This is a genomic window from Amycolatopsis sp. NPDC031561 (genome assembly GCF_055580625.1).
Map to the genome: position 1 here is coordinate 256,519 of NZ_JBVILA010000009.1, position 24,770 is coordinate 281,288.

A 24,770-nucleotide genomic window follows, 5' to 3' on the forward strand; every position below is an offset into this window, starting at 1 on the left:
TCCTAGTGGATCTCGTAGCCGTCGAGCCAGACGGCGTGGGAAAGCCAATGCGCGGACAGCAGCGCGCGGTCGCGCAGCTCCTCCATGCGTTCGCCGACGAAGTTGACGTGGCCGAGTTTGCGGCCGGGACGTTCTCCCTTGCCGTACAGGTGAACGCGGATGTCCGGGTACCGCGCGAACAGGTGGTGCAGGCGTTCGTCCGGGCCCATCTCGGGCGTCTCGGGGGCACCGAGGACATTCGCCATCACGCAGGCCGGAGCGACCAGGTCGGTCATCCCGAGCGGGTAGTCGAGCACGGCGCGGAGATGCTGCTCGAACTGCGAAGTCCGCGAGCCGTCCTGCGTCCAGTGTCCCGAGTTGTGCGGGCGCATGGCGAGTTCGTTGACCAGCAGACCTTCGTCGGTCTCGAACAACTCGACGGCGAGCAGCCCGGTCACGTTCAGCGTCGCGGCGATCCGCAGCGCGAGGTCCTGCGCCTCCTGCGTGCGCGCGACGCTGAGCCCCGGCGCCGGAGCGAGCACCTCGGTGTTGATCCCGCCGGACTGCACGGTCTCCACCACCGGCCACGCCGCGCCCTGTCCGAACGGGGACCGGGCCACCAGCGCGGACAGTTCGCGCCGCATGACGACCTTTTCCTCGACCAGCAAAGGGGTCCCGGCGTCGAGGAGTTCGGGGACGGTCTCGCGCGCCTGCTGCGCGGTGTCGAGCATCCAGACGCCGCGGCCGTCGTAACCGCCCTGCGCCGCCTTGAGCACCACCGGCCAGGAGTGCTTGTCCCCGAAGGTGATCACGTCGTCCACGGCGGACACTTCGGCGAACTCGGGGCCGGGGATCTCGAGTCCGGCCATCATCTCGCGCATGATGAGCTTGTTCTGCGCCATCGACAACGCGGCCGGATCGGGCCGGATGGTGACACCTTCCATCGCGAGCGTCAGCAGATGCTCGCCGGGAACGTGCTCGTGGTCGAAGGTCAGCACGTCGACCCCGGCGGCGAACGAGCGCAGCGCTTCGAGGTCGGTGTGATGCCCGTGCACGACTTCACCCGCGACGAGGCCGGCGGATTCGTTCTCCCCGGCGGCCAGCACACGCAGGGACTGGCCGAGGGAGATCGCCGCCTGGTGGGTCATCCTGGCCAGCTGTCCGCCGCCCACCATGCCCACGATCGGAAGACCGGTTCGTTTGTCCATAACGACGGAGAGATTACTTGGCCGCCACAGCCGCGACCTGGGCGGACCCGCGCCGCAGCTCACGCACGGCCAGGCCTGTGATGGCGATCGCAGCCGTGAGGACGTAGACATTGCCGAGCAGCGACCAGCCCAGCCCCCAGCCGAACTCGGTCTCCCCGCCGTTGGGCACGAACATGATCAAGCCACTCGCGAACAGCACCGCGACGCCCGCGGCCGGAACCCACGATCTGCGGACGACGAGCAGGACGAGCAACGGCACCGTCCACACCCAGTGGTGTGACCAGGACACCGGCGAGAGCAGCAGCCCGTAGAACGCGGTCACCAGCAGCGCGCCGACCGGGTCGCCGCGGCGGTGCAGGCGCACGACCAGCCAGACTGCGGGGACGGCCAGCACCGCGGCGATCGCGACGGCCACCGTCAGCGACCACGGCGCGAGTTCCGAAGCGCGGTTCACCAGCCCGTTGAGTGACTGGTTGAAGATCCAGTGCACGGAGCCGACCCGGCTGGGATCGGTCGCCGATTCGGTCCAGAACTGGACGGCGTCGCCGGGGATCACCGCGAACATCACGGCTTCGAGCGCGACGAACGTGCCCAGCGCCCGCAGCGCGTCCTTCCAGCGGCCGGTGAACAGCAGATGCGGCACGAAGATCAGCGGTGTCAGCTTGATCGCGGCCGAAACGCCGATCAGCACCCCGGCCCAGCGCGAACCGCGCGCCGAAAGCACGAGGACGTCGAGGACGATCAGCGCCATCAAGATGAGGTTGATCTGCCCGAGGAAGATCGTCTTCCAGACCGGCTCCAGCGCCAGCGCGCCGGCCGTGGCCAGCGGCAGGACCCACCACCGGGTGAGGGGCGCGCCGCACGCGCGGGCGACCACGGAGATCACGACGCTGAGGCAAATCAGCGAGAGCACGCCGACCACCCCCCAGGTCAGCCCGGCCGGGACGATCGCGAGCGGCAGGAACAGCGGCGCGGCGGCCGGGGTGTAGGTGAACGGCAGCAGCACCCACGGCGGCAGCGTCGTCAGCGCCTCGCGGGTGTAGAGCGGTTCACCCTTCAGCAGGGTGAGGGCACCGGCGCGGTAGACGGCGCTGTCCGCGCCGAGATGCCATTCGCCGAGCCAGGCCACGATGCCCAGCCCCAGCATCGCCAGTGCGAGCGCGCCCGCCAGCGCGGCCCCGACGACCCGAGGCTCAGCCGCCGGACGCGACTTCAGCATGCTTGTCGCCATCCCCCACAGCGTCGTCCCCCACAGCGTCATTCCCCACGGCGTCGTCCCCCGCGCCCCGCTTCCGGCGCAGGTACCACCAGCGCCCGGCCAGCGCGAGCGCCAGCACCAGCGGCATGAAGATGTACGCGCTGCCGAGGATGTTCTGCCACACCTTCCAGTGCAGCTCGACGTTGCGGCCGTTGGGCAAGATCAGCAGTACGCAACTGATGAAGACGAAGAACACCCCGAAGGTGCCGAGCCAGCGTTTCCACGCCGTGGCGGGCGTGGTCTTCGGCAGGCGCGAGACCAGCAGGACGACCAGCGGCGCCACCCACACCCAGTGGTGGGTCCAGGAGATCGGCGAGATCAGCAGGATCCAGAACGCCGTCACCAGCATCGCCGCGAGCGCCTGGCCCTTGCGGTGGAAACGCAGCACCAGCCAGATCGCCGGGATCGCGAGCAGCGCGCCGATCCCCATCGCCGCCTTCGACGCCCAGGGCGCGAGTTCGGTGAAGCGGTTCATCAGCGCGTTCAGCGATTGGTTGCCCGCCCAGTGCACCGGGCCGATACGACCGGTGTCGGGCAGGGTGTAGGTCCAGTACCGGGCCGCGTCGTGCGGGATGATCAGGAACATCAAGCCCTGCATCACGATGAACGTGATGAGCCCGCGGACGGCGTCCATCCGGCGGCCGGTGATGAACAGGTGCCCCAGGAACACGATCGGGGTGAGCTTGACCGCGGCCGCGACGCCGACGAGCACCCCGCCCCACCGACTGCCCCTGGCGCCGATGACCAGGATGTCGAGCATCACCAGCGCCATCAGGATGATGTTGATCTGGCCGAGGAAGATCGTGCGCCACACCGGCTCGAGGCCGAGGAATACCAGGAAGAAGGCGATGGTCGACCGGGCGGGCGAGGCCCACCAGCGGGGGCCGTCGGTCGAGGGCTTCGGCAGCGCGCCGATGGCGATCCGGACGCACAGTGCCAGCGCGAGCAGCGAGACCGCGGTCAGGAGCCCCCAGGCGACCTGTGTCGGGACCACGGCGAGCGGGATGAACAGCAAAGCGGCCGTCGGCGGATAGGTGAACGGCAACAGCGCCCACCACGGCTCCACCGGAAGTGTGTTGGCGTCGTACAGCGGATCACCGTTGAGCAGTGTCTCGGCACCGGCGCGATACACCGCGCTGTCCACGCCCAGCACCCATTCGTGCTGCCATCCCCAGATGCCGAAACCGATCGCGACCAGCGGGATCACCGACAGGATCAAGATCGATCTCGGCCGGACGGACAAGCGGGCGAGCGACCTGCGCAACGAGAGACGATGCTGTGGTCGTTTCGCCGAAACGTCGCCGTTCGCGTCGGCGGGAACAGTCCGGGTCACGCAAACAGGAAATCATGAACCGGGTCGTCGCACGTCGAGTGGGTCGCCCGTGACCTGGAGAACGTCCTGCGCTAACCCTGTTCAGGACCGCGCGAGACCGGTGAGGAGATCGCACGCCTGGTCGTAGGTCGCCGGAAGCCGGACCGCCGAAATCTGCGGACGGCCGGTGTCCCGCAGCTGGGCGTCCACCGAAAGCCGCTCGTTAAGCGCCCTTCGCAGCGCGACTCCGGACGAAGCGAGCCTCACGTCCTTCGGCACCAGCACGCCCGCGACGGACGGCCCGAGCGAAGCGACACTCTCGCCGCCGTCGAACACCTGCTTCAGCGCGTCCGCGACCAGGATCATCCCGGTCAGCCGGGGCCAGCCCGCGACCGAGCTGAAGTCCATCGAGACCACGAGCAGGGTGTGCGCCTCCGCGACCGGCCGTTCGTCGCGGCGGGCCTGGCGGTACAACTCACTCAACCGGGTCCGCAGGTACGCGGCGGTGGGCAAGCCGGTGAGCGGTTCGGTGACTTCGGTGTTCACGAGCTGATCGGTCGCGACGTCCGCCCACGCCAGCGCCGTCACCCGGAGTAGCCGGGACGGCGTCGAGTCCACGTCCGGTGCGATGAAACCGTCCACCGCGTCCGGGTCGGCGAGCACGGCGTGCAGCGCCGCGAGGTCCGCGAGCGTTTCGGCCAGCCCGGCACCCGCCGCGGCGCGTGCCCTGCCCAGTCCCGCGAGAGCGGTTTCCGCCACTTCGGCGGCGACGGCCCGGCCGTTCTTGATCACCGCCGCGCAGACGGCGTCGACCTCGGGAAGGCCCCAGTCACTCGGGAAACGCCAGCCCGCGGCCAGGCTGGCGGTCCGCCAACGAGCCCGCAGTGCGCGGAGAGAACGATCCCGTTCGAACCGGTTCCAGGCGGCTTGCCCGTCGGGTCCCCCGGACGGCGCACCGGTCGCCGGTACGTCCACTGCCCACCGCCTCTTCCGTCCCGATCTTTTCGATCTTGCGATCGCTTCACGGTGGGGACGCCGGTCCACGTCGTGCGTGACGGCGTTTTCCAAGGATCTTTCCGAACTCTTCGGTAACCCAGGGCGGGTGAAGGTGTTGCGCTCTCCGGGTCATCGGCGGGGCCGCGAGGTGACGTGCGTCGCCCAGTCCGTCACACTGAGCGTGTTCGGGCGTTTAAGACAGTAGACCCGCCGAACCAGCAGATGAAGGAGTCCCGTGTCCACCGTTCCCGCCGATCTCACCGGTAAGAGTGACGCCGAGCTGATCGCCGAGGTGCGTGACGGGAAGATCGCGTCTTACGGAACGCTTTACGAGCGTCACGCCGGCGCGGCGCACAATCTCGCCCGCCAGCTAGCCCGCTCGAGTTCCGAAGCGGACGACCTCGTTTCGGAAGCCTTCGCGAAAGTGTTGGACACGCTGCGCGGTGGTAAAGGCCCCGACGCGGCGTTCCGCGCCTATCTGCTGACAGCGCTGCGGCACACCGCCTACGACAAGACGCGCAAAGAAAAGCGTGTCGACCTGAACGAGGACATGTCCGACGTCGGCGGTGCCGTCGGCGAAGCGCTGACAGTCCCCTTTTCCGACACCGCCGTCGCCGGGCTCGAGCGCACGCTCGCCGCGAAGGCGTTCACCAGGCTGCCCGAGCGGTGGCAGGCGGTGCTGTGGCACACCGAGATCGAAGGACAGAGCCCCGCGGAGGTCGCGCCGCTGCTGGGGTTGACCGCGAACGGTGTCTCCGCGCTCGCGTACCGGGCCCGTGAGGGCCTGCGGCAGGCGTATCTGCAGGTCCACCTGGCCGAGAACTCCGGCGAACGCTGCCGCGCGAGCGCGGACAAACTCGGCGCGTGGACCCGCGACGGATTGTCCAAACGCGAGCGGGCCCAGGTGGAGAACCACCTGGACGAATGCGAAAAGTGCCGCGCGCTGGCCGCGGAACTGGCCGACATCAACGGCGGTCTGCGCGGGATCATCGCGCCGATCGTGCTCGGTGGCGCGGCGCTCGGTTACCTGGCCACGGCCGGGGCGGGCAAGGCGGGCGCGGTCACCGCGGCCGCGACGGCCGCCACCACGGCTTCGGCTTCGGCGGGCGCGGCCGGTGCCGCTGGTTCGACTTCGGGCTCGAGTTCGGGCGGAGCGGCCGGCGCCGCCGCGGCCGGACCGCGCCAGTTCGCCACGGTGGCCGGATCGAGCGCGGCCATCGTCGCCGCCGTCGCGGTGGCGCTCGCCGCCGGTGGCGGCACCCAGGAGATCCCGGCCGCCGCGGCGGTCCCGCCGCCCGCCGTGGCACCCGCTCCCACTCAGGCCGTCCCGCCACAGCCGGTCCCGCAACCCCAGCCACAACCGCAGCCCCAGCCTCAGCCACAACCGGAGCCTCAACCCCAGCCCGTTCCTCCCGCTCAGGAGCAGCCTCCGCCCCAGCCGACGCCGTCCGCTCCGGCGCCTTCCGCTCCGGCGCCTTCACCCTCCGAGCCGCCCGCGCCCACGCCGGTGATCCCGTCACCTCCGGTGATGACGGCGTCGACCCCGACCGGTGGTGTCCAACTCGAGCCCGGTGAAGACACCAACCTGCCGATCACCGTGCGCAACGACGGTGGATCGAAGTCCGAACCCGTCGCGATCTCGCTGAACCTGCCGAAGGGCGTGACGGCCGTCCCCGCCGGTGGCGGTGGCGCGCCGGGCTTCCGGCAGCAGGCCGGACCCGCCCCGATCGCGGTGAACTGCCCCGGCGGCACGGGAACGGTGACCTGCAAGACCGGCACCGGTCTCGAACCGGGACAGGCCGCGACGCTGACCTTCCGGCTGCGTGCCGACGAAACGGCCGAACCCGGCAGCATGGTGACCGGTTCGGTGACGGCGGGCGCCCAGATCAAGGTGTCGGTCGTGGTGAAGGTGACCGTGAAGCCGCCGCCGGACGACCTCGTCCTGCGGGCCGAGAGCGACGGGCTGTCGGCGTTCCCGTGGAACCGCAACCCGCTCGTGCTGGTCCGCGTGAAGAACACGGGCAAGACCACGAAGCCGGTGACGATCACGCTCGACCACCGCGTGCTCAGCTCATGGAGCGTGCACGGCATCCCGTGCAGCCCGACCGGCGAAGGCGCGTCGTGCACTTCGCGCGGCTCGCTGACTCCGGGCCGTCAGGTCAGCCTGTGGGTCCGGCTGAAGGGCCGTCCGGCGGACAACCTGCCGGTGACGGTGAACGCCACCCTCGGTGTCGCGAAGGCGAAGCCGGTGGAGGTCTATTTCGGCTGCTGGCACCACTGGTGTGACGACTCCGCGCTGCTTCCGCCGACTGCTCCGCCGACGTTGCCCTCGCTGCCTTCGGTCACCTCGAAGCCTCCGGCCACTTCGGAGACGACGAAGCCGGGCCGGCCTGGGTGGCCTTCTCCGTCGAAGAAGCCTTCTCCGTCCGCGACGCCTTCGGAGCCGGCGAAGAAGGACCCCGCTCCGCCCGCCGCGACCACGAGCGCGCCGCCGCGACCAGGCAAGACGAAGCCGACCACCGAGCCCAACGGGATCATCGATCGCATCTTCGAGTAGCGTTGGCCGCATGCTGGGGAGGCACCGGGAGCTGCTGCGGTTCGCCGTGGTCGGGGGCGCCAGTTTCGTCATCACGATGACGATCACCTACGGGCTGAAATTCACCGTGCTGACCGACAAACCGGTGACCGCGCTGATGATCGGCGTGCTGGTCGCGACCGTTTTCTCGTATGTCGCGAACCGTGAATGGTCCTTTCGTACCCGCGGCGGTCGTGAGCGCGCCCACGAAGCGGCGCTCTTCTTCTTGCTCAGCGCGGTCGCGCTCGGCCTCAACGCGATTCCACAGCTGGTTTCGCGGTACGTGCTCCAGCTGGAACAGCCGCACGTCGGACTGCTGACGCAGGAAATCGCCGACTTCGTCAGCGGCGCGATCATCGGGACACTGCTCGGCACGGTGTTCCGCTGGTGGTCGTTCAAGAAGTGGGTCTTTCCACAGGCCGACGCGCGGCCGCGGCTGCTGCGAGGCGGCGGGCGAGACGCTTCGGACATCCCCGACGAACCTGCCGCCTGACCCGGAATCGCCCAAAGGGTCCCATAACGCGCTGTCCAAGCCCCTGCCAGCCCGTTCGGTGGCCCGCGCGAATTAGACTGACCTGGTGACCGTGGTCGAATCCGTCCTTTCCCGGACGCCCGAGCCGCTCCGATCCGTGCTGATCAAGCACCGGGAGCTGTTGAAATTCGGAATTGTCGGTGGCACGACGTTCCTGGTCGACAACGGCGTCTGGTACCTGCTGAAGCTCAGCGTGCTGGAGTCGAAGCCGACCACGGCGAAGGCGATCGCGATCATCGTGGCGACGATCGTGTCCTACATCCTCAACCGCGAATGGTCCTTCCGGACCCGCGGCGGGCGCGAGCGGCATCACGAGGCGGCGCTGTTCTTCGTGATCAGCGGTATCGCCGTGGTGGTCAACCTGATCCCGCTCTACACGTCGCGGTACATCTTCGATCTCGAAGTTCCCCACGTCACACGGTTCGTCCAGGAGTTCGCGGACTTCACGAGCGGGTCGATCATCGGCATGCTCCTGGCGATGTTCTTCCGCTTCTGGGGTTTCAAGAAGTGGGTCTTCCCGGACGAGCTGGGCAAACGCCGCCGGGACAGCGACGAGCCGGACGACGACGTCGTCCCCCTCCGCTAAGCACTTGTCAAAAGACATGTGATTGTTTAGAGTCATCCATGTCAACGTTCCTTCACTGATGACGCCGGCCGGGTTCGTACGGTCGAGCGGGACGAATCCGAGGTGATCGCCAAGCGCGAAGAGGACCGCATCCGGTTCGGATGACGGTTGAGCCTTTTCCCGTCTTGGCGGGGACCGGAGTGACCCTCCGCGTCCTTCGCGATCCCTCGTTTCTTCCAGTGAACGGATCCTTTTCTTGAGTACCGCTCTCGGCGCGCCTCCGCGTGCCCGAAACACCCTTGCCCTCGTCGGGCTCTTCGCCGCCGTTTTCCTGGCGATGCTCGACGCCCAGGTCGTCGCGACCGCCCTGCCTCGCATGGTCGGCGAGCTCGGCGGCGCCACGTCGTTCGCCTGGGTCACCACCGCGTACCTGCTGGCGGGCAGCGTCAGCGCGCCCGTCTACGGAAAACTCGGCGACCTCTTCGGCCGCAAGCGCGTCGTTCTCGTCGCGATCGCGCTGTTCGTGCTCGGCTCCCTCGCCTGCGCGCTCGCGCCGTCGATGCCGCTGCTGATCGCCGCCCGTGTCCTTCAGGGCATCGGCTCCGGCGGACTGTTCGTCGCGGTCGCCGCGATCATCGGCGAACTGTTCCCGGGCCGCGAAGGCGCGCGCTACTTCGCCTGGTTCTCGATCTGCTTCGCCGGGTCTTCACTGGCGGGCCCTGTCGTCGGCGGCGTGCTGACCGACCTCGCGGGCTGGCGATCGATCTTCGTGGTCAACGTGCCGATCGGACTGGTCGCGCTCGTCGTCGTCGCCCGCTTCCTGTGGCTCGAACGCCGCCGGACGGCCGCGCCGTTCGACTTCGCGGGCATCGTCGTCCTGTCCGGCGCGATCGTCGGCCTGACCCTGGCGACGCCGCTTTCCGCGTCGATCGGCGCGGTGCTGCTCGTCGCCTTCCTGGTCATCGAATGCCGGGCGGCCGAACCGGTCATCCCGCTCCGGCTGTTCCGCGCCAGGATGTTCAGCCTGAGCGTGCTGGCCAGTGCCGCGGCCGGGTTCGTCTTCCTGGGTTCGGTCAACTACCTGGCGCTCTTCCTGCAGACCGCGGGCGGCGCCGGGCCTTCGGAAGCCGGTCTCCTCCTGCTGCCGATGACGCTCGCCGTCGCCGCGTCGTCGATGGTCGCGGGCCGGATCATCGCCAAGACCGGCGCCTATCGCTGGGCACCGATTCTCAGCATGACACTCGGTCTCGCCGCCGCCCTCGCTATGTCCACAATGGACGAAACGACGCCCTTGCCACTCGTCGTCGCCTATCTCGTCGTGTTCGGCGCGGCGGCCGGGCTCAACATGCAGGTGCTTTCCATGGCGGCTCAGCAGAATGTCGCCCGGACCGATCTCGGCGCCGTTTCGGCGACCGTCGGCTTCCTGCGTTCCCTCGGCACCACGGCCGGGCTGACCGTTTTCGGCGCGGTGTTCACGAGTTCGTTCGGTGCCGACAGTCCCGGTGGTTACGCCTCCGCGCTCAACGGGGTGTTCTGGACGATGGTCCCCGCCCTCGTGATCGGCCTCGCCGCTTCCCTCTTCCTGCCGCGCGTTCCCTTGCGCCGCAACCACTAAGGAGTTCTTCGATGATCCTCGTTCTCGGTTCCACCGGTAAAATCGGCCGCGAACTCGTTCCCTCGCTGCTGGACAAGGGCGCCCACGTGCGCGCTCTGACACGCGACCCCGCCCGCGCCCGGATCGATCCGCGTGCCGAAGTCGTCACCGGCGATCTCGACGCTTTCGATCCCGCGCTGCTCGACGGTGTCGATCGCGTCTTCGTCCTGACCTCCGGGCACGGCTCGGACCCGCTCGCGCAGGAACGAGCGGTGCTCGCGGCGGCCACCGGCGTCGCGCACGTCGTCAAGCTTTCCACCACCGGAGTCCACTTCGGACAGACCGATCCGATCTCCCTCGTGCACACCGCGGCCGAACAGGCCGTGCGCGAGGCGGGGCCGGAGTGGACGATCCTGCGCCCTGGCACGTTCATGGACAACCGGTTCGCCTGGCTGCACGCCGTGCGCGGGGACGGCGTCATCCAGGTCACCGAAGGCGATCCGGCGTCCGCGCTGGTGCACGTCCGCGACATCGCCGAGGTCGCCGCGACCGTGCTGACCACCGACGGGCACGCGGGCAAGACGTATCCGATCACCGGCGGCGAAGCCCTCACGACCCGGCAGCAGGTCGAGATCCTGGGCGACGCTCTCGGCCGACAGCTGACTTACGCCGAAGAGCCCGAAGCCGACTCTCGCGCCCGGATGCTCGGTTACGGCTGGCCCGCTTCGGCCGTTGACGGACTCTTCGAGCTCAAGCGGCAGTCCGCCGGGAACGAGGAGATCGTGTTCGGCACCGTCCGCGAACTCCTCGGCCGGGCGCCGCTGACGTTCGCCGACTGGGCTCGCGAGCACGCCGCCGCGTTCGCCTGACCTGTGGAAAGAGAGCAAGGGACCTTTGCTCTCGCCTGAATCGGGGGCGATCCGCGGTCCGTGAAGGACTCCTTGAGGGACTCTGGGTCCCTCAAGGAGTCCTTCACGGACTTGCGCCTCTCTCAATGTTAAGAGAAGTGATAGCAAGGGACCTTTGCTCACGTTGGTTAGTGTGCTAACGAACGTGAGCAAAGGTCCCTTGCTCCCCCGCTTGGGCCGAAAGGGTTAATGACTTGGGCGGATCCCCGCGATACGCGACACTCATCGGGCGTTTAATTCTCGCCGGTCCGCTGTCCGGACCACGCGTTGTCCGCGACCGGCCCTCTCGCTAACGTGCCGCGCGGGGAGACAGGGGGAGCCCGTATGAACGAACGCCTTCGCGTGCTCGTGGTCGACGACCATCCGCTGTTCCGGTTCGGGGTGTGCACACTTCTCTCCAACGAACCGGAGATCGACGTCGTCGGCGAGGCCGCCAGCGGCGCGCACGCGATCAGCGCGGCGAGTGCCCTCGGGCCCGACGTCGTGGTCATGGACCTGCATTTGCCCGACGTCAGCGGCGCCGAAGCGACCCGGCACATCGTCGCCGAACGGCCCGACGTCGGCGTGCTCATGCTGACGATGGCGGACGAAAGCGAATCGGTTTTCTCCGCGATGCGTGCCGGAGCCCGCGGATATCTGCTTAAAGACGCGGAACCCGACGAAATCATCCGTGCCGTTCACGCCGTCGCGAGACGCGAAGCGATCTTCGGACCCGATATCGCGACGCGCGTTCTCGGCTTCTTCAATCACTCTCAGCCGAGTCCCGACACGGTGTTCCCGGAACTGACCGTCCGCGAACGAGAGGTCCTTTCGCTCATCGCCGGCGGCCACAGCAACACCGCCATCGCCAGCACTCTCTGTCTCAGCCCGAAAACCGTGCGGAATCATATTTCCAATGTCTTCAGCAAACTTCACGTCGCGGACCGCGCCGAAGCGATCGTCCTGGCCCGTGAGGCGGGCCTCGGCCGTTGAAAACCTCATTTAGGGCGGCTTTTCGGGCAATGTCGGGACCGGAGTCCCATGCGCCCGGGACACCTCACCCGGCAGGGTGAGCAGTGCGGGGGGTGGGGCCCTCGCACCGTTCGAGGGGAATGGGAATCACATGTTCGAACCGAACAGGACACCGGTGGTCGTCCGTGCCACCGATCCGATCCTGCACAACGGCGTCTGCATGACGCTCCGCTCCCGTGACGACGTCTGGCTGGTGGACGGGGAGGCGGCCGACCCGACGATGGTGGCCCTCCTGGTCACCGACCGCCTCGACGAGGCGATGACGCAACTGCTGTCCGCGCTGCACCACCAGGGGTTCACCCGCATCGTGCTCGTCGCGGGTGAAGTCGACGACAACGAGATCCTGAGCGCCATCGAGCACGGCGTCTGCGCGGTCGCCCGCCGCTCGGAGGCGGGCGCCGACGTCCTGGTCCGGCTGATCAAGGCGGCCGCGGCCGGAGAAGGCGCGCTTCCGCCCGATCTGCTCGGCAGGCTCCTGCACCGGGTCTCCCGGTTGCAGCGTCAGGTCCTGCAGCCGCGTGGCCTGCAGTTCGGTGGCATGAGCAGCCGGGAAACCGAGGTGCTCAAGCTGGTCGCGTCGGGGTTCTCGACGCAGGAGATCGCCGATCAGCTCTGCTACTCGCAGCGCACGGTGAAGAGCATCCTGCACGACGTGACGAACCGGTTCCAGCTTCGGAACCGGTCGCACGCGGTGGCTTACGCGCTGCGTGAGGGATTGATCTGACACCGTGATCACCCAGGTCGACGAAGCCTTGTGCCTGCTCATCGCACCTCATCTGCCGGAGGGGACGGTGGTCCGGCTCGATCCGCCGAAACCCGCCTGGCAGACCGAGACGCAGGTGTCGAGCGTCGACCTGTTCCTTTTCGCCCTGCACGGCACCGGCCCGGGAACCGGTGCCGTGCGGGCGAAGCGGTGCGAGCTGTCGTATCTGGTCACCGCGCGGGCGGACAAGGTCCGCGACGAGCACACCCTGCTCGACAGATCGCTACGCGCCTTGATCCGGACCGAGTTCCTGATGGTCGACGAGCAGCCCTTCCCGCTGGCGCTCGGGAAGACCGATCCGACCGGGCTGTGGGTCAGCCTCGGCCTGCCCGCGCGGGCGGCGTTCGTCGTCACGGTCACGGCGGAGTACCGAGACTGAGCACCGAGGCCCGCCGCAGGACCACTCCTCCGATCGAGGCCAGCTGCCCGCCGAAGAACTCGCACCATTCGGACGCCGTCGCGGGTGGCCCGCAGTCACCGGCCCGCCGAGCCCACCCGGCACAGACTTCGAGGCGGTAGCCGAGCACGCCGGTCAAGGTCAGCCCGTTCTTGCCCGCGCCGACCACGCACTTGCCCCGGTAGATCCAGCGGTCCGGGGGCTGGAACACGACGGAGTCCTGGACGAACCGGTGCCCCGCCGCGCCGGAGACGGCCGCGACCGGGGTGTCGATCCCGCTGACGAACAAGCCCTTCGAAAGCAGGTCCAGGGCCTCGGCCTCCATCCGTTCCACCACCCCTGGCGGACGGCGGCACGCGAACAGGTCGCCGTCGAAGGACAACCGCAGGGAAATCGCCACCTTGCCGATCTCCACGGTCGCCGCGGCGACCGGATTCACCGGTGGGCGGTACCGGAACGCCGTCGCATGCACCCTCCGACGGTAAGTCGGCGCGCTTCCGCGGCGTTGCCCGAACGGGTGGTCCTTGGGGAGGTCTTAGCGAGGGACCCGTTCGGCGGGCCAGCGCACTTCGGCCACATCGCCCGGACGAGGGACCTTCAAGAAGAGGCTGAACACCGCGGGCTGCTTGCTCGACAACTCCAGCCGTCCGCCGTCGGCCTCGATGAGGGCACGGGCGAGGGCCAGCCCGACACCGGTCGACCCGCCGCCGGAGAACCCGCGTTCGAAGATGTGCGGCGCCAGCTCGTCGGGCACCCCCGACCCGGTGTCGGCGACCTCGATGACCACGGTGCCGTCCGTGTCACCGCGCCGCGCGGCCAGCGTGACGGTTCCCGCGCCATGGCGCAGGGCGTTGTCGAGCAGGACGTTGACGACCTCGCGCAACCGGCCCGGCGTCGCCCGCACCCTCAGCCCGTCGGTGACGCGAAGCCGCAGATGCCTTCCTTCGGCGCGAAGCAGCTGTCGCCATTCCTCGGAGACCGCGGGAAGCACTTCCGGCAGGTTGACCGGTTCCGCGCCGACCTCGCGCGCCGCCCGCGCGGCGGCCAGCAACTCGTCGAGCGCCTCCGCCAGCCGGTCCGCCTGTTCCTGCGCGGCCTTCGCCTCGTCGACGACGTCCTGATCGGGGTGGACGGTGAGCGGTTCGAGCCGCAGCTGCAACGCGGTCAACCGGCTCCGCAGCTGGTGGGAGACGTCTCCCACCAGCTGACGTTCTCGCTGGACGAGTTGCGCGAGCGCCGAACCGGACGCGTCGAGCGCCTCGGCGACCATGTCGAGCTCGCCGACGCCGTAGCGCTTCGGATCCGGCCGGAAATCGCCGCCGCCGAGTTTGACCGCGCGGTCGGCGACGTGTCTCAGCGGTTTCGCGAGCCGTCGTGCGGTCACGGTCGCGACCACCGTGCCGGTGCCCACCGACAGCACGACCAGCAGCACCACGAGCAGCGTCACCTGGGTCTGGCGGGTGCGCATCGGCCCGGCGGGAATGGACAGCTCGACCTCGCCGTGCAACGCGATCGGCGCCCGCTCGGACACCACGTCGGGACCGGGGTCGGAGCCGTACCGCTTCTCGATCTGCCCCTGCGCGCGGACCGTCAGCAGCCCGCCCTGTGGCACGCCCACCCGGAGCAGGTCGAGGTTTATCGGCTGGCCGACGGCGATCTCGTTGTCCAGCGTCGCCGCGATCCCGCGGGCCGAAGAAGCCAGGTTCTCGCGGTTGAGGTTCTCGACCAGCTGCCAGGCGGTGATCCCGAGCGGGATGCCCAGCACCGCCGCGGTGACCGCGACGGCGAGCAGGATCGCCAGGAGGATGCGACGGCGCATGCTATTCCGAGTTGAAGCGGAAGCCGACGCCGCGGACCGTCGCGATGCGCCGTTCCCCGTCGCCGTTCCCGCCGGGTTTGCCCGCCCGGCCCGCCGCCTCGTCGGCGGCGATGGCGAGCTTCCGGCGCAACCACGACATGTGCATGTCGAGGGTCTTCGAAGTCTTCGATTCCAGGTCGTTCCACACCTCGGCGAGGATTTCGTCGCGGCTGACCACCTGGCCCGCGCGGTTCATCAGCACCCGCAGGAGCTCGAACTCCTTGTTCGCCAACTGCACCTCGTGCAGGTCGACAGTGACCATCCGGGCGCCGAGGTCCATCCGCACTCCCCCGGCTTCGAGCACCTCGGGCGCCCGCCGTCGCAGCAGCGCCCGGATCCGGGCCAGCAGTTCGGCGAGCCGGAACGGTTTGGCGACGTAGTCGTCGGCGCCGGCGTCGAGCCCGACCACGAAGTCGACCTCGTCCGTGCGCGCGGTGAGCATCAGCACCGGCACCTCGGTACCGCTGGCGCGCAGGCGGCGGCACACCTCGAGGCCATCCATCCCGGGCAGCCCGAGATCGAGGACCAGGAGATCGACGCGATCGCTTTCGGTCGCGTCGAGCGCGGCCGGGCCGTCACCGACGACACGCACCTCGTACCCCTCCCGCTGAAGCGCGCGCGAAAGGGGATCGGCGATGGCCGGGTCGTCCTCGGCGAGTAGCACCATGCTCACCTGGCCAACTCTACGACTGCCGGGCGTGAAAGCATCGTGACCGTGCCTGGCTACGAGAATGATCTGGAACTCGCCACCCGGCTGGCCGACGCCGCCGACGCCATCACCACCTCCCGGTTCCGCGCGCTGGACCTGGCCGTGGAACGCAAACCGGACCGGACTCCGGTCACCGACGCGGACACCGCCGTCGAAGACGCGATCCGTGCGATCCTCGCCACAGAACGCCCGGACGACGAGGTACTCGGCGAGGAACGCGGCGGTTCGGCCGCGACCGGCCGGGCCTGGGTGCTCGACCCGATCGACGGGACCAAGAACTTCCTGCGCGGCGTCCCGGTCTGGGCGACGCTGATCGCGCTGGTCGAAGACGGCACGCCCGTGGTGGGTCTGATGAGCGCGCCGCTGCTCGGCCGCCGCTGGTGGGCGGCCACCGGGGACGGCGCCTGGATGAGCGACTCGGCGGGCGAACGCCGCCTTTCGGTGTCGAAGGTCGCTTCGCTCGAAGACGCGTATCTGTCCACAACGGACCTGAACTCGTGGGTGAAGTACCACTCGCGGGAGAAGTACATCGACCTCGTCGACGCCTGCTGGGAAAGCCGCGCTTTCGGCGATTTCTGGCAGCACTGCCTGGTGGCCGAGGGTGCGCTCGACATCGTCGCGGAATGCGTCGTGAACCCGTGGGACGTCGCCGCCGCCCAGGTGCTGATCACCGAAGCCGGTGGCCGCTTCAGCGACCTGAACGGGGAAGCGCGCTACGACAACGGCTCGGCCCTGTCGACGAACGGCCTGCTCCACGACGAAGTCTTGGCCATCCTGAAGCGTTGATCCCGCGTGAAGGCCCCCTTCACGCGGCTGAGCCGAGGGAAGGGGGCCTTCACGCGCTGAAACTCACTGCGCGCCGGGGAGGAGACCGACGGCGCCTCGCGCGACCTGCGACCACGCGAGCCGTCCGAAGAGGTAGTGGCAGGCGACCTGTTCGCTGGTGAACCGTGCCCAGTCGTACCGGTTGCCCTGCTCACGCCAGAACACTTCCCAGGCGGGCTCGGCGTCTTCTTCCTCGGTGCGCATGAGGCACCAGGCGTTGTCCGCCTCCGCGCCGACCGAGACCACCTCGGGCGGCACGCCCAGCGCGGCCAGCCACCGCAGGATCGTCCCCGTGTTCACCGAACCTCCCCCGTGACGTCCGCCAGGAAGCCCAGCGTGACGAGTTCATCGGCGCCCAGCACCGTGCGGAAACGCACCCCTCCGCCGGGCTGGCCGAACCATTCGGCGGTCACCGAACGCCAGACCGGCAACGACCGGACGACCCGGTAACGCCGGTACGCGGCGGCCTGGTCCGGCGGCAACGAGCGCATCGAATACAGGGTCGCGTCCTCGGCGAACACCCGGCCGTGCGGATCGCCGAAGCGGTCGAGATGGGTGCCCACCTCGAGCATCACCGGTGTCGCGGGGTCGATCCCGCCCTCGCCGGGCGGCCACACATAGCTCGTTTCGCCCACGAAGCGCTCTCGCCAGTCCTCTGGGGACTCTCCGCCCCAAGGGTCGTGTCCCCGGGTCAGTTCCGGCGGGGGAACCACGGACGGGGTCGTCGGCGATCGCCGGAAACCACTGCTGACGTGCGACAACGCGTCCATGTCGTCCAGCACGCCCGCCTCGGGGTGATCGTGCGGCCCGGAACCGCCGCCGGGAAGCGGCAACTGGCGCGCGGGTTTCCCCATCGCGACCGGGAGATGCCCGATGGGGAACATGTGCACGAGGAACAGCGCGATCACGCTCTCCCGCTCGGTCCGCAGGGCGCCCATGGGCGGCGGAGCGACGGGCTGCGGCGGGAAGGGAGCTCGCAACGGTGCCACCGCGGGCGGCCACGGCGAAGGCGCGTACGGAGCGCGTACGCCGTGAGGTGTCGTCGGGGCGTCGTACTGGACGGGCACCCGGATCGGGCCTGTTCCGGCCTCGCTCGAATCGGTCACCGCACCTCCCCCAAGGAATCGATCCCACCGGTGAAGGGGGGAGGCAGCGGACAGGACGCGCTAAGACCTTAGCGCCGACAGGCGTTCTCGTCGGCGCTAACCCGCGAGTGCGTTGACCACCCGGGACGGACTCGGCCTGCCGAGCTTCCCGGCCATCCACTTGCTCGTCGACACCAGCGCGTCGAGGTCGACGCCGGTTTCGACGCCGAGACCGTCGAGCATCCAGACCAGGTCTTCGGTCGCGAGGTTCCCGGTGGCCGATTCGGCGTACGGGCAGCCGCCGAGCCCGCCGGCGGAAGAGTCCACAGTGGACACACCGCAGCGGAGCGCGGCCAGCGTGTTCGCGAGCGCCTGGCCGTACGTGTCATGGAAATGGACGGCCAGGGTGCCGACGTCGGGGAACTGCCCGATCAGTGCCTCGACCTGCCCCGCGGTGGCGACGCCGATGGTGTCGCCGAGCGAGAGCTGCGAACAGCCCAGGTCCAGGAGCCGCTTGCCGACCCCGGCGACCTGCGAGGCCGGAACGGCGCCCTCCCACGGGTCGCCGAAGCACATCGACACGTACCCGCGGACGTCGAGACCTTCGGCCCGTGCCCGGGTGACGACCGGCTCGAACATCGCGAACTGGTCGTCCACCGTCGAATTGAGGTTCTTCTTGGCGAAGGTCTCGGTGGCGCTGGCGAAGATCGCGATCTGCGAAACCCCGGCCTCCAGCGCCCTGTCCAGCCCGCGCTCGTTCGGGACGAGCACCGGGTACCGGACGCCTTCGCGCTTGTCGAGCCCGGCGAGGAGCTGCTCGGCGTCGGCCAGCTGCGGAACCCATTTCGGGCTCACGAAACTGGTCGCTTCGAGGGTGGTCAGCCCGGCATCGGCGAGCTTGTCCAGGAACTCGAGCTTCACCCCGACCGGAACGATCGACTTCTCGTTCTGCAGGCCGTCCCGGGGGCCGACCTCCCAGATCGTGACGCGCTCCGGCAACGCGGCGGCCGACGGGACGCGATCGGGCAGCCCCAGCTCACGCGTGCCCATCAACGGCGCCGGTTTCCGCGCGGCGGGGGTCCCTGCGGCGGCAGGGGTTCGGTCTGCTGCGGTCCGCCCGCGGCGGGCGGCGCGAAGTCGTCGTACGGGTTGTCGTTGACTTCGCGGTAGATGACCGTGTGCACTCGCTCGACCTTGGGGATGTCGTCGAACTTCAGCGGTTCGTCCGAAGCGGACTCGATCACCAGGGTTCCGCAGCCGAACACGCGGTCCAGCAGCCCGTGCTCGAACTGCACGCTGTTGATCCGCGACAGCGGGATGTCGATCCCGGTCCGCTTGAGCACGCCCTCACGGGCGATCAGCCTGTCCGTGGTCACGATGAAGTGCGTCGTGCGCCAGCGGACGAACGGCGCCAAGAAGAGCCAGACGACGAGCCCGAGACCGATCGCGGCGACCGCGATCAGCGAGATCAGGTCCCACGGGGCCGTGGCGTCCTTCGCCAGGATGCCCAGCCAGATGCCCACGCCGAGGGTGACGATCAGCGCGAGGAAGGGGAAGATCAGCATCTTGAAATGCGGGTGACTGTGCACCACGACGTGCTCGTTTTCGCTGAGCAAATCGTCCGGATAGGCCACGACGGACGCTCCCAAAGTGTGTTCGGCGCTGGTGAGCTCACCGTACCGGCGAACGGTCCCGGCGGAAGAGGAGACGCCGCAATTCACGGCGCGCTCCGATCAGGACGCGGCGGGCCGCACGTGGACGACGTCTCCGGCGAACACCGTGTACCGCTCACCACCGGGAACGTCGACCTGGAGCTGGCCGGCGGGATCGATGTCGGCGGCGCGGCCGGTCAGCGCCGAACCGTCGGGCAGCTGGACCTCGACGTCCTGTCCCAGCGTGGCGCAATGCCGCCGGTAGTCCCCGAGCAGTCCCGCCTCGGCCAGCGACCCACCGGCGAGCCGCCAGCGGCGTTCGAGGTCGTCGAAACCGGTGAGCAGCCGCGTGGCGATCTCGGCGCGATCGGTCTCGTCCGCCCCCTGCTCGGCCAGAGAAGTCGCAGGCAGGCCGCCTGGCCCTGCCGGGACGTTCTCGCCGAGCGGCAGCACGTTCAGGCCGATGCCGAGGACCACGCTGGTCTCTTCACCGGCGGCGGCCTCCGCCAGGATGCCCGCGCATTTGGCGCGCTCCGGCCCGGCCAGGACGTCGTTCGGCCACTTGAGGACGGCGTCGACGCCCAGGCTCGCGGCGACCTCCCGGACCGCGAGGCCCGCGACCACGGAAAGTGAACCCAAATTGGCGAACGGAACGTCGCGCGGACGCAGCAGCACGCTGACGTAAAGGCCTGATCCCTTCGGCGAAGACCACTGCCGAGCACGGCGGCCGACTCCGGCCGTCTGCTCTTCGGCGATCAGCACGGTGCGGTCTTCAGCCCCCTTCACGGCGGCTTCCCGCAGGTCGGCGTTGGTGGACCCGGTGCTCGCCACGACCTGGATCGCGGCGTACCGGCCGGACAGCGCGGCACTCAGACGCTCGGCGTCGAGCGCTCCCGTCTCACTCATTTGTCCAGAATATGAGAGTCCCCCTAACGTGCAAGGCGTTCGCTCGTTACGCAGAGGTGGTCTCCAATAACCTGGACGGCGTGACCGAGCCCGAGTCCGCCCCGAGCGCGTCCCCCGCCAGCCCGAAGAAGTCCTGGGCGCGCGGTGTGGCGATGCGAAGCCTGGTCGCCCTCCCGCTGGTCGCGGGGCTCGCGACGGCGGGCTGGCTGCTCGCGGGCGGCAACGATCCGGCGCCCGCCGACGGGATCGGGCAGGCTCCCGTCCCCGCCGCCAACCGGGACCCGGCCACCGTCGGCGGCGGCGCGGGTCCGTCGGTCCTCGAAGTCAGCGCACCGGTCAAGGCCCAGGAGACGCCGAAGGGCGCCCGGCCGCTCGAAGAGTGGGCCGCCAAACTCGCGGGCCCCCTCGACATCCCGGCGAAATCGCTGATCGGCTACGCGAACGGCGAACTGGCGCTACGCGGGGAGCAACCGAACTGTCACCTCTCCTGGGTCACCCTGGCCGGGGTCGGCGCGGCGAGCTCGAACCACGGACGCGGCGGCGAGAACCCCCTCGGCCTGTCAGCGCAGCAGTGGAAGAAGCACGGCTCGTCGATCCCCGGCATCGCGAAACCCGCGCTCGCCGACCCCGACTCCGCCTCGGTCGCCGCCGGTCGCGCGCTGTGCGCCTCCGGAGCCGACCTCGGCGGCGGCAACGGCTGGTGGAAGGCGATTGCCGGCTACCAGGGCGGCAAGGGCAACGAGGCCGAACTGTTCCGCCAGCGCGTTCTCGGCAACGCCCAGCTTTACGCGACCCTGTCCCTCGACCCGGCGCGAGGCTCCAGCCCCGCGGTGAAGGCGACCCGGTTCGCCCTCGGCCAGCTGGGCCTCCCGTACGTGTGGGGCGGCAACGGGCCGGAAGCGGGCGCGGCGGGCTTCGACTGTTCCGGGCTGACGAAGGCGTCCTACGACGAAGCCGGTGTCGGGCTGCCGCGGACCGCGGACAGCCAGTTCCGGGCACTGCCGCAGGTCCCCGGCGGCCAGGAGCCGAAGCTCGGCGATCTCGTGTTCTACGGGAACCCGGCGACGCGGATCCATCACGTCGGGCTCTATCTCGGAAACGGCCTGATGATCAACGCGCCCACCGAAGGCCAGGCGATCCAGATCCACACGTACCACTCGAAGGGCGACGACTACACCGGCGCCGGACGGCCCGCGGCTTAGCGCCGGTAGGGCCACCGCAGCCGGTGGACGGCTGGCATCGGCATGTCCCGTGAGAACGGCCAGCCGATTCCCGGGACAAGTCCGGCCAGCAGACGGGACACGAAAGTCCCGTGACTCCCCACCAGTACGACGCCTCCGGCATGCTGCTCCGCGAGCTTTTCGACGGCGGCGATCGCCCGCGCCGTCAGCTGCTGCAAGCTCTCGGCGCCAGAACGGGCGAAATCCGGGTCGGCCCAGCTGCGCGCGTAGTGCACGGCGTACTCCGTCGTCGGTTCCAGGCCCGAGTCCCACTCGCGTAGTTCCCAGCGTGTGCTGACTTCGAGTCCGGCTTTCCTGGCCGCCGGCTCGACCGTCGCGACCGCTCTGCGGTACGGACTCGACACGACCGCCGTCGGCTTCATCGCGGCGAGTTCGATGGCTAGAAGTTCCGAAGCCGCCACACCCGCCGCAGTCAGTGGCCGATCGGGGTCGTCGGGAGCGCCCGGCGGAGGCGGAACGGACTCGGCGTGTCGGACGAGAACGATTTCGCAGGTCACCAGCGGTCGGCCAGCCACTCGAGCGCGGCTTCCCCGTGGCGGAGGACCGAGATGTGCCCGTCCTCGGGAAACGTCCGTGCCTCGGCGGTGGCGATCTGCCGGGCGAGCCACTCCCCGTGCCCGAGAGGCGCGATCCGATCCTCGCCGCCGTGCAGGAGCAGCACCGGTGCCCCGACGTCGGACGGCCGGAACCCCCACGGCGCGACGTACGCGAGATCGTCGTCGATCAGCCCGCCCGGCCCGCCCTCGACCGCGGGGCCGACGACGTCGAGGAGCCACTTCCAGTCGCCTGACAAGGCCGCGTGATCCGACGCGGTGAACATCTCGGCGTCGTACTCGGCCGTTGCCTCGTAGTTCTCCTTCTCCGCTCGCCCGGCCAAGGCCGCCGTCAGAGAGCCGACTCCCGCCGAGCTCATTCCCGCGAACCAGTCCAGATCGCCACCGTCGTACGGAGCCATGCTCGCGACACCGACCACCGCCGAAACACGCTCCGGCAGCAGGGCCGCGCAGGCGAGCGCGTGCGGCCCGCCCCCGGAATGACCGAAGACCGCGAACCTCTCGATGTTCAGGGCGTCGGCGATCGTCGCGACATCGGCCGCCGCCGAGGCGACGTTCCTTCCCCGCCTCGGCGTCGAGCCGCCATAGCCGGGCCGGTCGTACGACACCCACCTCAGGCCGAGTCGTTCGGCGGCGGGGAACAGCGGTGACGGCGGAGCACCGATGTTCGGGGTCCCGTGATGCCAGAAGACCACCGGGCCGGTTCCGCCCGTGTCGTACGTGTGCAGCGTGGTCCCGTCCCCCAGGTCCACGTCGGACTCGTTCACCATGTGCCGAGCGTACTGACGGCGAACGACAAATCCGCTGTACCGTCGGCGACCATGACCGACCGGACGCGCCGGAGCTACGACCTCGTGGCCGACAGGTACGCCGAGGAACTGAGCGACGAACTCCGGCACAAACCCCTGGATCGCGCCTTGCTCGACGCCTTCGCCGAACTCGTTCACGAAGGAACGGTCGCGGACATCGGCTGCGGCCCGGGACAGGTCGCCGCCCATCTGGCCTCTCGAGGCTCGCGCGTCATAGGCCTGGATCTCTCGACCGCGATGTGCGCGGCCGTCCGACGCCGCACCTCTCTACCGGCGTGTGCCGCGGACATGACGGCGTTGCCCCTGCGAGCAGCGGCGCTGGACGGGCTTGTCTGCCTCTACGCGACCATCCATCTCGACGACGACCAGCGGGCGGCGGCCTACCGCGAGTTCGCCCGGGTCCTGCGGCCCGGCGGGTACGCCTTGCTCTCCTTCCATGTCAGTGATCCCGACTACCCCGACGGTGGGGTGAAGACCCTCGGCACCTGGTGGGGTCGCGACGTCGACTTGGATTTCCGGTTCCTCGACCCGGACGCCGAGGTCTCGGCGTCGCGCGCCGCGGGTTTCGACCTCGTCGCCCGCCTCGATCGCGGGCCGCACCCCGGCTTCGAGCACCCCAGCGAGCGGTGCACGCTGCTGGTGCGTCGGGCAACCTTGACCTAGACCTCTCTCTTCGAGCTTCAGGAGCCACATGTCGCGCTTTCACGAAATCAAGCACCGGGTGGCCACGACCTTCCAACGACACGTGGGCAACCCGCTCCTCGTCCGGCTGCCGAATCAGCCGATCCTCGAGACCACCGGGCGCAAGTCCGGGGTCCCCCGGCAGACGCCGATCGGTGGCCGCCGGGTGGGCTGTGAGTTCTGGATCGTCTCGGAGTTCGGCGAGAAGTCGCAGTACGTCCGCAACATCCAGGCGGATCCGCGCGTCCGGGTTCGGCTCAAGGGCCAGTGGCACACCGGCACGGCGCATCTCCTCCCGGACGACGACCCCCGCGCCCGGCTGAAGGCCCTGCCCAGGTTCAACAGCGCCGCCGTACAGGCGATCGGCACGGACCTCCTCACCATCCGGGTCGATCTCGACGGCTGAACGGATTTTGCCTTGACGCCAAGGTCAAGGTTTACGCTCGGAACCATGCGGATCGGCGAACTCGCCGCGCGTACCGGAACCACCACGCGCGCGCTGCGTTTCTATGAGTCACAAGGGCTTCTCGACGCACGGCGCGCGTCGAACGGATACCGGGAGTACGACGAGGACGATTACCGTCTGGTCAACGAGATCCTGACCCTGCAAGCGGTCGGGCTCAGCCTCGAGGACACCAGGCCGTTCGTCGAGTGCTTGCGCGCGGGTCACGAGACCGGCGACTCGTGCGCCGATTCGATCGAGGTCTACCAACGCAAACTCGCCGAGGTGGACGCCTGTCTGGCCAGGTTGAACGAAGCGCGGGACAGCCTGCTGGCCAAGCTGGCGGGCGCGTTGAAAACGCCGCCGGGTCCGTGTGTCGTCATCCAGGAAACCGAGGAGACCTGAATGTCATCCCTTTCTGTCGTCACCGATGAGACCTTCCGGGAACTCGTCCTGGAGCAGGACAAGCCCGTCCTGGTGGACTTCTGGGCGCAGTGGTGCCCGCCTTGCCACATGATCGCGCCGGTGCTCGCCGAGATCGCCGAGGAGCGCGCCGACGCGCTGATCATCCGTAAGCTGAATTCCGACGAAAACCCTCTGACGGCAAGGGATTATCAAGTCATGTCCTTGCCGACACTGATCCTCTTCCGTGACGGGAGTCCGGTGTGGACGACCGTCGGCGCCAAGCCGAAAGCCCGGCTGCTGGCGGACCTGGACGCCGTTCTGCAGACGACCGGCGTCTGAGCGCGGGCCTCGGTCGGTCGCCGTTGAAGGCCACACCAGCCTTTCCGCAGTGTCGCGAAAGCCACTTTCGGGACATCAGACGTCGCGAAAATGGCTTTCGCGACACAGCCGCTCTGCATCCGGAGTAGAGAAAGAAAACCTCCTCCCGTTGTCAACCTCCCCCACG

At 69.2% G+C, this 24,770-nt stretch carries 28 protein-coding genes; 14 read left to right on the forward strand and 14 right to left on the reverse strand.

Annotation, left to right across the window (positions count from 1 at the left end):
• Positions 1–2 precede the first annotated feature (2 nt).
• From ACZ5IK_RS20995 to ACZ5IK_RS21010, 4 genes are all read right to left on the reverse strand, one after another.
• Positions 3–1,187, reverse strand: coding sequence for a 5-(carboxyamino)imidazole ribonucleotide synthase (locus tag ACZ5IK_RS20995; RefSeq protein WP_101612419.1), 1,185 nt, complete (start codon positions 1,185–1,187; stop codon positions 3–5).
• 13 nt (positions 1,188–1,200) lie between these two features.
• Positions 1,201–2,406: a glycosyltransferase 87 family protein gene (locus ACZ5IK_RS21000; RefSeq protein WP_465489197.1), complete on the reverse strand. Its 1,206-nt coding sequence runs from the start codon at positions 2,404–2,406 to the stop codon at positions 1,201–1,203.
• Positions 2,381–3,778: a glycosyltransferase 87 family protein gene (locus ACZ5IK_RS21005; RefSeq protein WP_465489166.1), complete on the reverse strand. Its 1,398-nt coding sequence runs from the start codon at positions 3,776–3,778 to the stop codon at positions 2,381–2,383. The genes ACZ5IK_RS21000 and ACZ5IK_RS21005 overlap by 26 nt, the downstream gene beginning before the upstream one ends.
• 81 nt (positions 3,779–3,859) lie before the next feature.
• On the reverse strand, positions 3,860–4,732 hold the full coding sequence (locus ACZ5IK_RS21010; RefSeq protein WP_465489167.1) for a nucleotidyl cyclase domain-containing protein: 873 nt from the start codon (positions 4,730–4,732) through the stop codon (positions 3,860–3,862).
• Between the two features lie 256 nt (positions 4,733–4,988).
• Between ACZ5IK_RS21010 and ACZ5IK_RS21015 the strand changes: the two genes are divergently transcribed.
• The 8 genes from ACZ5IK_RS21015 to ACZ5IK_RS21050 all read left to right on the forward strand — a co-directional run bounded on the left by ACZ5IK_RS21015 (position 4,989) and on the right by ACZ5IK_RS21050 (position 13,080).
• Complete coding sequence (locus ACZ5IK_RS21015) at positions 4,989–7,310, forward strand: sigma-70 family RNA polymerase sigma factor (protein ID WP_465489168.1); 2,322 nt, start codon at positions 4,989–4,991, stop codon at positions 7,308–7,310.
• A 10-nt stretch (positions 7,311–7,320) separates the two neighbouring features.
• Positions 7,321–7,821 (forward strand): GtrA family protein, encoded by a 501-nt coding sequence (locus tag ACZ5IK_RS21020; protein ID WP_465489169.1) that lies wholly within the window; start codon positions 7,321–7,323, stop codon positions 7,819–7,821.
• 85 nt (positions 7,822–7,906) lie between these two features.
• Positions 7,907–8,446 (forward strand): GtrA family protein, encoded by a 540-nt coding sequence (locus ACZ5IK_RS21025; RefSeq protein WP_101612414.1) that lies wholly within the window; start codon positions 7,907–7,909, stop codon positions 8,444–8,446.
• 235 nt (positions 8,447–8,681) lie between these two features.
• A complete protein-coding gene (locus ACZ5IK_RS21030; RefSeq protein WP_465489170.1) occupies positions 8,682–10,040 on the forward strand; it encodes an MDR family MFS transporter in 1,359 nt (452 codons plus the stop codon).
• A gap of 11 nt (positions 10,041–10,051) precedes the next feature.
• Positions 10,052–10,888, forward strand: a complete 837-nt coding sequence (locus ACZ5IK_RS21035; RefSeq protein ID WP_465489171.1) for an NAD(P)H-binding protein — start codon at positions 10,052–10,054, stop codon at positions 10,886–10,888.
• 363 nt (positions 10,889–11,251) lie between these two features.
• Complete coding sequence (locus tag ACZ5IK_RS21040; protein ID WP_465489172.1) at positions 11,252–11,899, forward strand: response regulator; 648 nt, start codon at positions 11,252–11,254, stop codon at positions 11,897–11,899.
• Between the two features lie 130 nt (positions 11,900–12,029).
• Positions 12,030–12,662 carry a helix-turn-helix transcriptional regulator gene (locus ACZ5IK_RS21045; protein ID WP_465489173.1) on the forward strand — a complete coding sequence of 211 codons (633 nt, stop codon included), beginning with the start codon at positions 12,030–12,032 and terminating at the stop codon, positions 12,660–12,662.
• 4 nt (positions 12,663–12,666) lie between these two features.
• Entirely contained in the window at positions 12,667–13,080 is a 414-nt protein-coding gene (locus ACZ5IK_RS21050) for a Pvc16 family protein (RefSeq protein ID WP_465489174.1), read from the forward strand.
• On the opposite strand, the gene ACZ5IK_RS21055 is transcribed toward ACZ5IK_RS21050, so the two are convergent.
• The 3 genes from ACZ5IK_RS21055 to ACZ5IK_RS21065 all read right to left on the reverse strand — a co-directional run bounded on the left by ACZ5IK_RS21055 (position 13,058) and on the right by ACZ5IK_RS21065 (position 15,623).
• Positions 13,058–13,570 (reverse strand): hypothetical protein, encoded by a 513-nt coding sequence (locus tag ACZ5IK_RS21055; RefSeq protein ID WP_465489175.1) that lies wholly within the window; start codon positions 13,568–13,570, stop codon positions 13,058–13,060. The genes ACZ5IK_RS21050 and ACZ5IK_RS21055 overlap by 23 nt on opposite strands.
• A gap of 63 nt (positions 13,571–13,633) precedes the next feature.
• Positions 13,634–14,917: an ATP-binding protein gene (locus ACZ5IK_RS21060; protein WP_101612407.1), complete on the reverse strand. Its 1,284-nt coding sequence runs from the start codon at positions 14,915–14,917 to the stop codon at positions 13,634–13,636.
• A gap of 1 nt (position 14,918) precedes the next feature.
• Positions 14,919–15,623: a response regulator transcription factor gene (locus ACZ5IK_RS21065; protein ID WP_101612406.1), complete on the reverse strand. Its 705-nt coding sequence runs from the start codon at positions 15,621–15,623 to the stop codon at positions 14,919–14,921.
• 42 nt (positions 15,624–15,665) lie between these two features.
• Between ACZ5IK_RS21065 and hisN the strand changes: the two genes are divergently transcribed.
• Positions 15,666–16,451, forward strand: coding sequence for a histidinol-phosphatase (gene hisN / locus ACZ5IK_RS21070; protein ID WP_465489176.1), 786 nt, complete (start codon positions 15,666–15,668; stop codon positions 16,449–16,451).
• 63 nt (positions 16,452–16,514) lie between these two features.
• On the opposite strand, the gene ACZ5IK_RS21075 is transcribed toward hisN, so the two are convergent.
• The 5 genes from ACZ5IK_RS21075 to ACZ5IK_RS21095 form a co-directional block, all read right to left on the reverse strand.
• A complete protein-coding gene (locus ACZ5IK_RS21075; protein WP_101612404.1) occupies positions 16,515–16,790 on the reverse strand; it encodes a hypothetical protein in 276 nt (91 codons plus the stop codon).
• Positions 16,787–17,596 (reverse strand): TNT domain-containing protein, encoded by an 810-nt coding sequence (locus ACZ5IK_RS21080; protein ID WP_465489177.1) that lies wholly within the window; start codon positions 17,594–17,596, stop codon positions 16,787–16,789. Before ACZ5IK_RS21080 ends, ACZ5IK_RS21075 begins: the two co-directional genes overlap by 4 nt.
• 96 nt (positions 17,597–17,692) lie before the next feature.
• On the reverse strand, positions 17,693–18,625 hold the full coding sequence (locus tag ACZ5IK_RS21085; protein WP_465489178.1) for a hydroxymethylglutaryl-CoA lyase: 933 nt from the start codon (positions 18,623–18,625) through the stop codon (positions 17,693–17,695).
• The gene (locus ACZ5IK_RS21090) at positions 18,625–19,209 is read right to left on the reverse strand and encodes a PH domain-containing protein (protein WP_101612401.1); all 585 of its coding nucleotides are present in this window, start codon (positions 19,207–19,209) and stop codon (positions 18,625–18,627) included. The genes ACZ5IK_RS21085 and ACZ5IK_RS21090 overlap by 1 nt, the downstream gene beginning before the upstream one ends.
• A gap of 99 nt (positions 19,210–19,308) precedes the next feature.
• Positions 19,309–20,133, reverse strand: coding sequence for a biotin--[acetyl-CoA-carboxylase] ligase (locus ACZ5IK_RS21095; protein ID WP_465489179.1), 825 nt, complete (start codon positions 20,131–20,133; stop codon positions 19,309–19,311).
• An 80-nt stretch (positions 20,134–20,213) separates the two neighbouring features.
• Between ACZ5IK_RS21095 and ACZ5IK_RS21100 the strand changes: the two genes are divergently transcribed.
• Positions 20,214–21,335: a C40 family peptidase gene (locus tag ACZ5IK_RS21100; protein ID WP_465489180.1), complete on the forward strand. Its 1,122-nt coding sequence runs from the start codon at positions 20,214–20,216 to the stop codon at positions 21,333–21,335.
• Here ACZ5IK_RS21100 and ACZ5IK_RS21105 read toward each other — a convergent pair.
• Together ACZ5IK_RS21105 and ACZ5IK_RS21110 are read right to left on the reverse strand one after the other, a co-directional pair.
• Positions 21,332–21,889, reverse strand: a complete 558-nt coding sequence (locus tag ACZ5IK_RS21105; RefSeq protein ID WP_465489181.1) for a histidine phosphatase family protein — start codon at positions 21,887–21,889, stop codon at positions 21,332–21,334. The two genes, ACZ5IK_RS21100 and ACZ5IK_RS21105, sit on opposite strands and share 4 nt — an antisense overlap.
• Positions 21,868–22,698, reverse strand: a complete 831-nt coding sequence (locus ACZ5IK_RS21110; RefSeq protein ID WP_465489182.1) for an alpha/beta fold hydrolase — start codon at positions 22,696–22,698, stop codon at positions 21,868–21,870. Before ACZ5IK_RS21110 ends, ACZ5IK_RS21105 begins: the two co-directional genes overlap by 22 nt.
• Positions 22,699–22,749: 51 nt before the next feature.
• On the opposite strand from ACZ5IK_RS21110, the gene ACZ5IK_RS21115 reads away from it, so the two are divergent.
• Genes ACZ5IK_RS21115 through trxA form a run of 4 tightly spaced genes read left to right on the forward strand, consistent with a single transcriptional unit; the run spans position 22,750 to position 24,604 of the window.
• Positions 22,750–23,400, forward strand: coding sequence for a class I SAM-dependent methyltransferase (locus ACZ5IK_RS21115; RefSeq protein WP_465489183.1), 651 nt, complete (start codon positions 22,750–22,752; stop codon positions 23,398–23,400).
• Between the two features lie 28 nt (positions 23,401–23,428).
• Complete coding sequence (locus tag ACZ5IK_RS21120) at positions 23,429–23,824, forward strand: nitroreductase/quinone reductase family protein (RefSeq protein WP_465489184.1); 396 nt, start codon at positions 23,429–23,431, stop codon at positions 23,822–23,824.
• Positions 23,825–23,869: 45 nt separating this feature from the next.
• Positions 23,870–24,265, forward strand: a complete 396-nt coding sequence (locus ACZ5IK_RS21125; protein ID WP_465489185.1) for a MerR family transcriptional regulator — start codon at positions 23,870–23,872, stop codon at positions 24,263–24,265.
• Positions 24,266–24,604 (forward strand): thioredoxin, encoded by a 339-nt coding sequence (trxA, locus tag ACZ5IK_RS21130; protein WP_410663076.1) that lies wholly within the window; start codon positions 24,266–24,268, stop codon positions 24,602–24,604.
• Positions 24,605–24,770: the final 166 nt, after the last annotated feature.